The sequence below is a fragment of the Mesobacillus harenae genome (assembly GCF_013343715.1).
In the GTDB taxonomy this organism is placed as follows: domain Bacteria; phylum Bacillota; class Bacilli; order Bacillales; family Cytobacillaceae; genus Mesobacillus_A; species Mesobacillus_A harenae.
The window spans coordinates 70,630-83,550 of record NZ_JABUNR010000016.1; the positions used below are offsets into that span (position 1 = coordinate 70,630).

General features: G+C 39.7%; 10 protein-coding genes. All 10 read right to left on the reverse strand.

All coding sequences use genetic code 11. From position 1 onward, the window contains the following. Positions 1 to 11: 11 nt before the first annotated feature. The 10 genes from HRJ06_RS18345 to rbsK all read right to left on the reverse strand — a co-directional run bounded on the left by HRJ06_RS18345 (position 12) and on the right by rbsK (position 12,907). Positions 12 to 941, reverse strand: coding sequence for an ATP-grasp fold amidoligase family protein (locus HRJ06_RS18345; protein WP_174734428.1), 930 nt, complete (start codon positions 939 to 941; stop codon positions 12 to 14). A gap of 610 nt (positions 942 to 1,551) precedes the next feature. Further along, complete coding sequence (locus tag HRJ06_RS18350) at positions 1,552 to 2,553, reverse strand: SDR family oxidoreductase (protein ID WP_174734429.1); 1,002 nt, start codon at positions 2,551 to 2,553, stop codon at positions 1,552 to 1,554. Positions 2,554 to 2,555: 2 nt separating this feature from the next. After that, on the reverse strand, positions 2,556 to 3,932 hold the full coding sequence (locus HRJ06_RS18355) for a nucleotide sugar dehydrogenase (RefSeq protein ID WP_174734430.1): 1,377 nt from the start codon (positions 3,930 to 3,932) through the stop codon (positions 2,556 to 2,558). A 35-nt stretch (positions 3,933 to 3,967) separates the two neighbouring features. Further along, positions 3,968 to 5,089 carry a DegT/DnrJ/EryC1/StrS family aminotransferase gene (locus tag HRJ06_RS18360; protein WP_277874700.1) on the reverse strand — a complete coding sequence of 374 codons (1,122 nt, stop codon included), beginning with the start codon at positions 5,087 to 5,089 and terminating at the stop codon, positions 3,968 to 3,970. Between the two features lie 126 nt (positions 5,090 to 5,215). Beyond that, positions 5,216 to 5,839 (reverse strand): sugar transferase, encoded by a 624-nt coding sequence (locus HRJ06_RS18365; RefSeq protein ID WP_174734432.1) that lies wholly within the window; start codon positions 5,837 to 5,839, stop codon positions 5,216 to 5,218. Positions 5,840 to 6,215: 376 nt separating this feature from the next. Continuing rightward, positions 6,216 to 7,097 carry a UTP--glucose-1-phosphate uridylyltransferase GalU gene (galU, locus tag HRJ06_RS18370; protein ID WP_174734433.1) on the reverse strand — a complete coding sequence of 294 codons (882 nt, stop codon included), beginning with the start codon at positions 7,095 to 7,097 and terminating at the stop codon, positions 6,216 to 6,218. Between the two features lie 13 nt (positions 7,098 to 7,110). Next, positions 7,111 to 8,940 (reverse strand): polysaccharide biosynthesis protein, encoded by a 1,830-nt coding sequence (locus HRJ06_RS18375; protein ID WP_174734434.1) that lies wholly within the window; start codon positions 8,938 to 8,940, stop codon positions 7,111 to 7,113. Positions 8,941 to 9,292: 352 nt separating this feature from the next. Then, positions 9,293 to 9,949: a CpsD/CapB family tyrosine-protein kinase gene (locus HRJ06_RS18380; RefSeq protein WP_174734435.1), complete on the reverse strand. Its 657-nt coding sequence runs from the start codon at positions 9,947 to 9,949 to the stop codon at positions 9,293 to 9,295. Continuing rightward, complete coding sequence (locus tag HRJ06_RS18385; protein ID WP_174734436.1) at positions 9,939 to 10,676, reverse strand: YveK family protein; 738 nt, start codon at positions 10,674 to 10,676, stop codon at positions 9,939 to 9,941. Before HRJ06_RS18385 ends, HRJ06_RS18380 begins: the two co-directional genes overlap by 11 nt. A 1,337-nt stretch (positions 10,677 to 12,013) precedes the next feature. Continuing rightward, positions 12,014 to 12,907 (reverse strand): ribokinase, encoded by an 894-nt coding sequence (gene rbsK, locus HRJ06_RS18390; RefSeq protein WP_422392746.1) that lies wholly within the window; start codon positions 12,905 to 12,907, stop codon positions 12,014 to 12,016. Positions 12,908 to 12,921 lie beyond the last annotated feature (14 nt).

The window sequence follows — 12,921 nt, forward strand, 5'->3', positions numbered from 1 at the left end:
AAGAGGAGCGATTACTCTCCTGTAATTTTGGGCGGTAAAGTTAGCCAGTCACCAATAATCCGATCATATTCTTCAGGTTCAAATTTCCCTGTACCGCTTTCATGAAAAAACGTTAACTCGCCAAAATACAATTTTCCATTCACATCGTAAAAGTCTGCTCTGACATGAGGGAAATCCTTTGACAGCTCTCCAGCGATCCTTATCATACTTTGAAGGCTGTTTGGTTTTTCAACCTCTGTTTCTGAGTTTTCATAATTAATCCGGAAGGGCATCAGGTTCCATTGAGGATCATATAAATTCCTTCTATGATTAGAGAATCTGCCCAAATCTACTTGGATCATTCGCGGTTCTCCATTAAAACAAAAGACCTTATAGTCCCTTAATTCTCCAGAGCTATCTTCTAAGTATTTCTCACAAATAATCCGCGGTTTGATATCTCGGTAAACCCATTCTCTGCCGTAAAAGTAAAGATTCTGTTTCATCCAGCTCTTCATGATTTTTTTCCAAACTGGCCAGTTTATTTGATCTTTTTGATGGACAATTAAGTTCCAGCCGCTTCCATGGGTTCCTTTTAGCACGAACCTATCTGGCAGCTCTTCTAGGTTGATATCATCAACCGATTCATACTGAGCAATTAATTCGTTTAATAAGTAACCATAGCCTTTGTCTTCTAGGTATTGCCTGACCCCATATTTATCAGCACATTGAGTCATTAAAGAATCTCGATAATTTAGCTTTAGCCATTGTAATTTTTCATTAAAGGTTTGCGGATTCGTTAAATCAAGCGTTTTTTTAAATGCATCCTGATATAACTTTTGAACGTATTCCTCATCCGAGACTTTTTTGAAGTCCAAATTCCCTCTTATTCTTCTTTGTTCGTTCCAGATTAACAGGACTCGGTCGTTCTCTTTGATTCTTTTAAATTTTTCAAGAACACTCAACTTCAGCCCCCCTTTCTTTTAACAGCTAACACCAAAATGAGCCAAAAAAAGAAGCTATACTCTAATGAGAATAGCTGATTTAAGAGACTGATCTAGTCTATTGCTTTTGCTTAAAATCCCTCACCCCAAGCAAGTTCCGGATGGTGCTGTCCGAATAGGACTCGCATTCGGACTCCAAGGAGCCAAAACCTGCTCGAGCTGTCCAAATTGATCGCTCATTCGGACTCCTCGGAGCCAAAACTTGCTTGCGCTGTCCGAATAGGGCTCGCATTCGGACTCCTCGGGGCCAAAGCTTGCTCTTGCTGTCCAAATTGATCGCTCATTCGGACTCCTCGGAGCCAAAACTTGCTTCTGCTGTCCGAATAGGGCTCGCATTCGGACTCCTCGGGGCCAAAACTTGCTCTTGCTGTCCGAATAGGGCTCGCATTCGGACTCCTCGGGGCCAAAACTTGCTTCTCCTGTCCGAATAGGTCACTCATTCGGACTCCTCGGGGCCCATACCTGCTCTTGCTGTCCGAATAGGCTCGCATTCGGACTCGTTCCTTACTGCCGTGTCCCGATGGCTCGATTTTTCCGCTGGAGTCCCGGAATTCCGGCTACGTTTTTATATTCAAAGTAAAACACTGTCTTCCGAATCGAATAAATGCTCTTTGTACCAATTAACTGCTAATTTTATGCCACGATCAAAATCGTATTCTGGATGATAGTCCAGCAGCTGCCTTGCTTTTGATATATCCGCGTGCGAATGCTTTATATCTCCGGCTCTATCTGGTCCAAATCGAGGCTCCACTTTTTTATTTAGCAGCTCACACAGTTTGTTAAATAACTCTAAAAGGATTTCACTGCCGCCGTAAGCAATATTGTAAGCTTGGCCTGTGGCATCTTTTTTAGCCAAACAGCTTTTCAAATTGGCTTCAATGACATTTTCAATGTAGGTAAAGTCTCTCGATTGTAAACCGTCGCCGTTTATTACCGGAGTTTCATTGCTTAAAATGGCTTTTGTAAACTTTGGAATGACAGCTGCGTAGTACCCGTCAGGATCCTGTCGATGGCCAAACACATTAAAATATCTCAAACCTATACATTCAAGGTCATATACGTCTGTGTACAGTTTCCCATAAAGTTCGTTGGCTTTTTTTGATAATGCATACGGAGATAACAGATTCCCTTCTTCTCCTTCAACTTTAGGGAGCGTAGGTGAATCACCATAGACAGATGAGGACGAAGCGTAAATGAACCGCTTTACACCTGCAAGCCTTGCAGCTTCCATCATATTAGAGGTCCCTCTAATGTTATTTTCTTCATAAATCAATGGTTCCTTCATGGACCTGGGAACCGATCCTAAAGCTGCTTGGTGAAGGACGAAGTCGATGCCATCACAGGCAGCTAAGCAGGTTTGAAAATTAACAATATCACCCTCGATAAATTCAAAATTAGGGTGATGAAGAGAACCTGCTATATTCTGTCTTTTTCCACTTGAAAAATTATCGAGACCTCTTACTTTATGGCCTTTGTTCAAGATTGCCTCAACAAGATTGGAGCCAATAAAGCCTGCTGCACCAGTGACTAGAAACCGTGCTCCTTCAGGAAGCTGAATGTTTTCATAGCCCATTATTATAACCCCCAATAGAGATAGTTCATGTTTTCTGCTTCCTTGCGGTTAAAGATTCCCTTAAGATCAATCAAAACATTGCTTCGGTTATCCCTGTCTCCTTCTATATCAGCAGCTATCTCAACAAATGCTGGGTAAAGATCTAATTGATAAGTCCTGTATAAAGGTTTTAAATCTTCTAATCTAATTAATTTAAATTCCTCATGACCTACAGCAAAAACAGCTGCATCTATTGGATTAAGGTCTGCAGCTGTTGCTAGAGTAATTCCATATTCTTTTTTTACTTCCTCTGCATTTGCTACAGGGTCAACCACCTGTACATGCACGCCATACTCTTCTAATTCTTGAATGATATCAATAACTCTTGTATTTCTGCTATCTGGGCAATTTTCCTTAAATGTGACCCCAAAAATGGCGACATTAGAGCCCTTTACATTTTTATTTGCCTGAATTAACTTTTTAACCGTATTCTCTGCGGCATATTTGCCCATTCCATCATTTATACGCCGCCCTGATAAAATGATTTCCGAATGGTATCCGATTTCGGCGGCCTTGTATGTGAGGTAGTAGGGATCAACGCCAATACAGTGCCCGCCAACAAGTCCGGGAGAAAATTTTAAAAAATTCCACTTCGTACCTGCCGCTTCCAGTACTGCTCTTGTATCAATTTCAAGTTTATTAAACACAATGGAAAGTTCATTCATAAATGCAATATTGATATCTCTTTGAGCGTTTTCAATTACCTTGGCTGCTTCCGCTACTTTAATACTCTCAGCCTTATAAACTCCTGCGTCCACAATCAGCTCATAAACTGCGGAAATGTCGATTAATGACTCATCATCCATCCCCGACACCACTTTTACGATGTTTTCCAGCCTATGTGTCTTATCCCCTGGATTAATTCTTTCAGGTGAATAGCCCACCTTAAAATCTTCCCCGCATTTCAATCCTGACTCTTCTTCTAAGATCGGAATACAGATGTCCTCCGTGACACCTGGATAAACGGTCGATTCATAGACAACAATTGAACCCTTTGTAAGATTCCTGCCAACCGTTTTGCTTGCTTCAATGATTGGAGAAAGGTTAGGGGTTTTATCCTTATTAATGGGTGTTGGTACGGCTACTATGTGAAACTTTGCTTTTTGTAAGTCCTTTTCGTGGGATGTAAAGAAAACCGAAGTGGATTGAAGGACATCGTTCCCAACTTCTTTAGTTAAATCAGTCCCGTTTATGTACTGTTCGATTTTACCCTTCGCATTATCAAAGCCAATTACCTCTACTTTTTTGGCAAAGGCTATTGCGAGCGGGAGTCCGACATATCCAAGACCTATTATTGATATGATTTCCAGTCTGTTGCTAATCATTTCAGATAATCTCAATTAATCTCTTCCCCTTCCATTACAAAGGAATTACTTTATGCTAGACTCTGTTTTTGTTCGATTTCATAAGCTTCTTCAAACTTTCTCTTCATTATTGAGATAGTTCTCTTAATATCTTCATCTGTCATTTTTGAATCAGACGGTAAGCATACACCGCGAACAAAAAGGTCTTCCGCGACACTTTTTCTTTCCCAGCTGCTAAAAAACAAACTGCTACTAAATAATGGCTGTAAATGCATCGGCTTCCAAACAGGCCGGGATTCGATATTTTCTTCCTCTAATGCATCAATGATCTCGTCTCGATCAAGCAAAGACTCTTCGTCAATTGTCATAACAGACAACCAGTAATTAGATTGGCCATCACTTGAAACAGGCAGCATTTTTACCGGCAAATCCTTAAGCCCTTTTTCATAACAGGAAAAGATATACTTTTTCTTGGCGATCCTATCAGCTAATATTTCCAGCTGCCCTCTGCCAATTCCAGCACTAATATTAGACATTCGGTAGTTATAGCCCACTTCCTTATGTTCATAATGCCTTACTTGTTCACGCGATTGAGTAGACCAGAAGAACATCTTTTTTATTGCTTTTTCATCGTTTGAAACGGCAATCCCACCTCCCGAGGTGGTAATGATCTTATTGCCATTAAAGGAGAAAATCCCTATTTCTCCGAAGGTTCCACAATGTTTACCTTTATAAGTAGCCCCAAGACCTTCAGCTGCATCTTCCACGATTGGGACATTGTATCTTCGGCAGATAGGAATGAGCGCATCCCAATCTGCTGACTGGCCATAAAGATCGACAATGATGACAGCCTTTGGAATTTTATTTTCTCGATGAGCCCATTCAAATGCTTTTTCCAGAGCGACTGGTGACATATTCCAAGTGTTTGGTTCCGAATCAATAAATACAGGAACTGCACCTTCATAAAGAATCGGATAACAACTTGCGGAAAAGGTTAAGCTTGAACAAAAAACATAGTCATCTTTCTTAACCCCTAAGTATTTTAATGCGAGGTGAATTCCTGCAGTCCCTGTTGAGAGAGCTAACGCCTGCTTGGCTTTCGTGAAATTACATATCTCTTTTTCAAATTCATTCACATTCAAGCCTACTGGAGCGATCCAATTTGTATCGAATGCTTCTTGTACATATTTCATTTCACTTCCACCCATATGAGGTGAAGATAAATAAATTCGCTTCTTCATTTAATTCACCTTAGCTTTCTTATAATTGGGAACCCCGGCTGCTATTGATTCTGCGGCTGCAATCAGCTTCACTTACAGTTAATTCGCCGTTTCCTTCTTGCCAGAAAAATAGGGCATCGTGTCCTCGCTGGAACTGTTCACCCCTTTTCTTGCCAAAACATTTTGGATCGTCTTTAATAGAATCTTTAAATCTAATACGAGGGAAAGGTGATCAACATACCAGACATCTAATTTAAACTTCTCTTCCCAGCTGATGGCATTGCGTCCATTCACTTGTGCCCACCCCGATATTCCAGGCAGGACTTCGTGGCGGCGCATTTCCTCAGCAGAATAGTGGTTTAGATACTGAATTAATAATGGCCTGGGACCAATAAAACTCATTTCCCCGCGTAAAATATTCACCATTTGCGGCAGCTCATCGATACTAGTTTTTCTTAATAGTGAGCCTACTCTTGTTATTCTTTGCATGTTCGTGAGCGTGGTTCCATCCCTCATCGTTTCGACACGCATGGTTCTAAACTTATAAACAACGAAGATTTCACCGTTTTTCCCTGGCCGAGGCTGTTTGAAAAAGATAGGGCCTCTTGATTCCAGCTTTATTGCTATGCATGAAGAAACCATGATTGGTAAACTAAGCACTAAAAAAATTAAAGCAAAAATGAAATCTATAACTCTTTTGAAACCAATATAACAAGATTTCATTAATACACTCCTTATTAATGTGGACTTTAAGTCAGATAATTTATTCTTTATTGAGAACGAAACAAGCAAAAAATTTCCTTTATCCTTTTAGCATAGGCTGTGAAAATGTTGATTTCCACTACAGGCACTTCGCTTTCCGCGGGCAGTCCGGGAGCCTCCTCGGCGCTTAACGCGCCTGCGGGGTCTCCCTTGGCCTTGCTCTCCCGCAGGACATTGAATTAGCTTCCTCGAAGCATCACCACACCAAGGAAACGCGAATGGATTTTCGAGAAGTCTACGTGCCTTCCACTCCAGCGAATAGAGCATTAATAAATCAGAACTACTTGTAGATGCCTTTTTTACATGCTATGAGGGCTTCACTCTAAAAATTCCGTTCTTATTTCACCAGTTCAGTAGATACAATCTTTTTCAGATAATCCAAAAGGTCATTTCTTAAATCATCCCGTTTTAATGCGAATTCTATTGTTGTCTGGATAAAACCCATCTTTTCGCCTACATCGTAGCGGGTTCCTTTAAAATCATAAGCATATACTTTTTCATAATCAATTAGCTTATCGATCGCATCTGTTAGCTGAATCTCTCCGCCTGATCCTGGTTCCTGGCTCTCCAATATTTCAAATATTCTCGGGGTGAGAATATAGCGGCCCATGATTGCCAGGTTTGATGGTGGAGCATCTTCTTGCAAGGGCTTTTCAACTAACTTTTTTACATTAAAAATACAATCCTGAATTTCTCTGCCGTCTACGATTCCGTATCTGGAAACTTCATTTCTTTTAACAGCCTGCACTCCTAAGATGGTTGATTGGTAGCGTTCATATTGTTCGATCATCTGCCTTAAACACGGTTTTTCTGCTGATACAATATCATCCCCCAGCATTACGGCGAAGGGCTCGCTGCCGATAAACTTGCGTGCCGTCCATATCGCATGGCCTAATCCTTTAGGCTCCTTTTGGCGGATATAGTGAATATCAACTAATCTGGATACCTTTTTTACCTCTTCTAATAACGCATATTTTCCTTTTTCGGTTAAGTTTTGCTCTAGCTCGAATGAATGATCAAAGTGATCTTCTATTGCTCGCTTGCCTTTACCGGTAACAATGATTATATCCTCGATCCCAGAGTCGACCGCTTCTTCAATAATGTATTGAATCGTTGGCTTATCAACAATAGGGAGCATTTCTTTTGGCATTGCTTTTGTTGCAGGCAAAAACCTCGTTCCCAAACCAGCTGCCGGAATAACTGCTTTTTTAATTTTCATTCTCTGCCTTCCTTTACACTGAAATTTGCAACAGGGGTTGAGGTACGTTTTTATTGTTTGCAATCGAAAGAAGTTTTTGCTTAATTTCTGCTTTGTCTAAGGCTGTATAGGAATTGAGCAAAGTTTCAATTTCATTCATATTAAGCTCCACGGGTTTGCCTATATAAATTTTAGGATAGACTTGCTGTTCATGAACCTCGTTCGCATTTAAGAGTTCTTCGAAAAGCTTTTCACCTGGACGAATACCAGAAAAATCAATTCCGATTTCTTCTATTGAATTACCAGATAGTTTAATTAAGTTGGCTGCCAGGTCGACAATTTTTACTGGCTCGCCCATATCAAGAACAAAGATCTCTCCTCCATTTGCTAACGCCCCTGCTTGGATAACCAATCTTGATGCTTCAGGAATCGTCATGAAGTAACGAATCATATCCGGATGGGTAACGGTAACTGGGCCGCCATTTTCTATTTGCTTTTTAAAAAGCGGAATAACACTCCCTCTGCTTCCTAAAACATTGCCAAAGCGAACGGCGACAAACTTTGTTTGGCTCATTTTATCCATATTTTGAACGATCATTTCAGCCAGTTTCTTGGAAGCGCCCATCACACTTGTGGGATTAACGGCTTTATCTGTAGAAATCATGACAAAGGTGTTCACTCCGTGCAAACTGGCTGCTTTAGCTGCATTTCTTGTTCCAATAATGTTGTTTTTTATAGCTTCTTCAGGGTTACGCTCCATCAAAGGAACATGTTTGTGAGCAGCTGCGTGATAAACGACATCTGGCCGGTACCTATCCATAACAGACATCATCTTCTTTTCATCCTGTAAATCTGCAATTTCGGTAATGAATTCTATATTTAGATCTCGATAACGATCTTTTAAATCCAGTTCAATTGCATAAATGCTATTTTCTCCATGTCCCAGCAATATCAGCTGCTTCGGCTGAAACTGGGAGATTTGTCTGCAAATCTCTGAACCGATTGATCCGCCAGCACCAGTAACTAAGATAACTTTACCGGTCAGGTATTCTGAGATGCTTTCTAAATCCAGTTCTACCGTTTCCCTGCCTAATAAATCTTCCACTTGGACATCTCTGAATTGATTGACTGACACTTTACCCGTAACTAGATCCTCAAGCATGGGAAGAATTTGCGTCTTCGCCTTTGTTTTTGCACATTCTTTAAAAATAGTGTTCAAGCCTTTTTTGCTTAATGAAGGAATGGCAATGATGATGTTCTCTACATTCAAATCATTAACCGCTTTTTCAATCTTATTGATTCCTCCAATTACCGGGACCCCTAAAATATCCAAATGATGCTTTTTCGAGTTATCGTCAATAAAGCCAATCGGGATCGTTTCCGACTCAGCGCTTTTTAATAATTGCCTTGCGACCATTGTGCCGGCTGAGCCAGCCCCAATAATTAACGTGCGTTTCTTGTGATCGTTCTTTTTTATAAAAAGGTCTTTTCTATAGACTCTCCAGCCAAACCGGAAGCCGCCGATCAGTAATATGTGCAGCATCCATGTGACAGCCAGCAATCGAAAGAATGTTTCCCCCGTGATGATTTGTTGGGCAATGCCCGCAGAGATTACCGATAAAGTAATTGCCTTGCAAATAATGATTAATTCTTTAATGCTCGCATATTCCCATGCTTTTTTATAAAGCTTATATCGATAAGCAAACATATGGTGAGTTACCAGCAGCGTAATAGAACTGACAACGGTAGATAATGTGAAAACAGAGAAACTAGCATGCACCAAAAACCTGCTAAAAAAGATACAAGTTAAAACAATGATTGAATCAATCATTATAAATAATGAAACCCTTTGACTGTAGCTCATAAGATCTCCTTTCTCCCCTGTGAATTACGCTTAAAAATAATCCGACCCACTCTCTCTCACTAATGATCTAACCTATAGCATTTAGCGTTAAATGACATAGGTTAAATCATTAATTTTAGGGCATCTAACCCCGCCTCACACCACACTTCTGACAACTAGTGTCTAAGGTTATAACAACCCACAGCATGACCGAGTGCCTCCATTGATAATGGTAGGGAGACATCACCGTTAAAATTAATTGCCTAGAAAAAAATAAAAATGTTCTTTATAAAGAACATGCAGTCGAATATAAAGCTGGAGCAATCATTCGAATTGCTGCAGCCTTATATTTTGTAGTATTAAATACCTATGTTTATCTCTTTTCATTTAGAACAACACCAATAATATTCGCTTTTGCTAACTCTAAAAATCGTTTCGCCTCAGCAGCCTTTTCGGCGGCTGTTTTTTCACTTCTAACGACCAGCACGACATTATCACATAAGCTTGCCAAGATTTTCGTATCAGATTGTTCCAGTACGGAGGGACCGTCTATGATGACATATTCATAGCTTGTCAAAGTTTCTTTTATGAGGTCATACATCGTTTCAGAGCCGATTAGCTCAGCTGAATTTAAAATAGAAGGTCCGCTCGGCAAAACATCTAATCTTCCAATTTCCGTTTTCAAAATCGCCATATCATACAAGATTTTGTTACTTAACACATCGGTCAGTCCACTTGTATTGCTTAAACTGAAGGTCGTATGCAGAGATGGATTCTTGATATTCGCATCTACTAATAACACCCGGTGTTTTTGCTGAGTTAATGAGAGTGCTAGATTTACCGCCGTTACCGACTTGCCTTCTCTATTGTTTGGTGAAGTAATCAAAATCGATTGCCTGTCTTTTTTTCCATATGAAAATTGAATGTTTGTACGAATCGATCGATACTGCTCTGAAATGAGTGAATCTGGATATAGATAGGCGGTTTTATTTTTGCTGCATGCATCCTTATTACGAAACTTAAGACCCAATGGACTCACCTCGATACGCTATGTTTTCTTGTTTCATTCTCCTCTTAATATTTCTCTTGTTAATTTTAGAGACACTTCCTAAAACGGGAAGTCCTAAAAGTTCTTCTGTTTCATTTTCTGACTTCAAAGTATTATCTAATGCATGGAGCAGAAAAACAAAGCCGATCGCAGCTATAATTCCTCCTATGAAGGCAACGAGAATGGTTTTATAAAAATTATCACTATTTATTGGCTTAGGCATTTCTTTGGCCTTTGATAGAACCGTAACATCATTAAAATTGATAATACTTGCTACTTCTTTTTTAAATACGGATGCCGTTGTATTAGCAATTAAAGCGGCCGTTTTAGGATTGTTATTCATAACCATTATATTTACCACTTGGGAACTGCCGATGTTTTCCACTGTAATTTGTTCGGCTAATTCTCCAACTGTCATTGTTAGATTTAAATCAATTATCACATTTTCTAAGACCGCGGGATCCTTAATAATAGCTTGTAAGGTTTTGATAAAATCCTGATCGGTTTTAAGAATGAGCCTTGTGGAAGATTCATATACAGGTTTATGGAAAACACTATGATAAAAGTTACCTGCTAACGTGGCCAGTGCTGTTATCAATAGCAGGATCCAGACTTTTCTTTTTAAAACTCTAAAAATATAAATAAGTTCTATTTCCTGGTCCAACTTGAGCTGCCTTTTGGTATGATCTGGGTTTTGACTATTCCTCATAATTCACCTGCTTAAATAATTTTGGATGGCTGTTTTCGTAAACTTTATTGCTATTAGGATCAGTAGTTGATTTCCGCTTCAGGCAGTCGCTTTCCGCGGCCAGCACTTCAACTTCCTCTGAAGAAAACCGCTTCCGCAGTGAGGGGCTAACGAGGAACAGCCCGAGCCCGTGGGAAGCCTTGTTTATTTCCAGAGCGTCACACTAACACGTTCATTATTAAGAACCTTTACCGTAAATCTTTTTGTAAAATTTTAACATAACCAATATACGTTCATTTTAATTCTTTATAAAGAACGAGTCAAGTCTATTATATTCTCCTCTTTAGGTCGATATGCTTACAGTAAGGGAAAAAACATCAGAACCCTCTTCATGCTTCTGTTTGCTCTGATGAAGACAATTTCCCGACTTTCATCTTGCCAGGAACCTCCGCACCTAAATGGCTCGATTTAGACAATTACCCTCTCCCTTGACCACTTCGCCCTGTGAAACAAGATTAAACGGGAAGTGACAGGCACTTTTCACAAACACAACAGAAAAGAGGCACAGGATATCCTGTGCCTCTAATCTGGTGATAAAAAATAGCCAAAAAATTTATTTGGTATGTTTATCTCTTTCCACAATAAATTCGATATAAACATCATAGAGCAGATTAAGGACCCAGAGGGTCGGTTCGAGACCGGTGAAAAACTAGTCTTTTTTCTCCCCCTTTGTTAGCTCATATGAAATGAGTACCAATTTCCATAGATCTCACCGAAATAAGCTGCAGATATAGAAGAAGCGGTAACCGTCATCGATATAAGCCATTGATTGGTCTATCAGGATGTGTTGCAAGAACGGCCGAAAATACTAACGGTTAGCACGTTAACAAATGGCAAGACCGTGGAAATATACAAAGAGAAGATCATACATTTAGTATAAATGTTATCCGTTAATCCTAAGAAAGGTTCATACATATTCAATAAAATATAAGTTGTCCATATAAAGGACTCTCCGTGTAACGAATAGTACGGGGAGTTCAAACTTTGATTGAAGTATCAGCATTTAAATCACAATCATTTGATTAAACCTTAACCCAAACCCACCAAGCGATCCCAACTAATCATACGTTTGATTGAAGCAGAGAGCCCCTCTTGTTGGTGTCTATAGATAACTTTTCACTATAACCCAACCTTTTCACATACAAAAGGACCACCCGTACAAGCAAGCGATCCGATCCGATCAAATTCATCCAAGATATATAATACCCTAAAACCAATCAAGAACCTAACAACCCCTGAGCTAACTGTGGAACAAAATGCGTGAAACAAGATTAATCGGGGAGTGACAGGCACACTCCCTACACGAATGGTATTCCACGCTCTTTACAAAAGGTTTGAATGACTTTTCTTGTTGGCATGCCTGTTTGAGCACCAAGATTTGTAACAGTCAGTGCGCCCACTATGTTCGCAAAGTGACATGCTTCTTTGGTATCCTTCCCTTCGCTCAAGGCAACTGCAAAGGCTCCATTAAAGGAATCACCTGCACCTGTTGTGTCCAATACATCAACCTTCAGGCTTGGAATATGAACTTCCTTATCGTTTTGATAGAAGCTAACTCCCTTTGACCCTCTGGTGGTAATACATTTTTTTGCGATCATGGAAGAGTTGCCATATTTGAAAAGTTCTTTTTGCTCGTGTTCATTTGGAATAAGAAAATCAACACTTTTTAATAGGTTTTCAGACAAGGGTTGTATAGGTGCTGGATTTAAAATAACAAGAACTTCATGTTTTTTGGCTAATTCAACTGCCTTCTCAACCGCTAAAAGCGGGACTTCTAATTGTAAAAGGAGTATATCACTTTGTGCAATGATGTTTTCATATTCTTCGACAAGTTTTGGAGTTATATAATCGTTTGCACCTGATACAATAATAATGCTGTTGTCACTAGCAGATAGTGTGATCGATGCGATCCCTGTACTAACATTAGATACCTTTTTTATATAATCAGTTGAAACACCTTCGGCAGCTAAATGGGAGAGTAATTGATTGCCAAATTCATCATCCCCCACACAGCCAATCAGTGAAATATCTGCACCTAGTTTCGCGGCAGCTATAGCTTGATTTGCTCCTTTTCCTCCTGGGTTTATGAAAAAAGATGTCCCTTTGACTGTTTCTCCAACCTTTGGAATGGTATCTGTTTTTGTGACTAAATCCATATTAATACTACCTAGTACTGTTATTTTTTTAGGTATTATCTCACCTCATT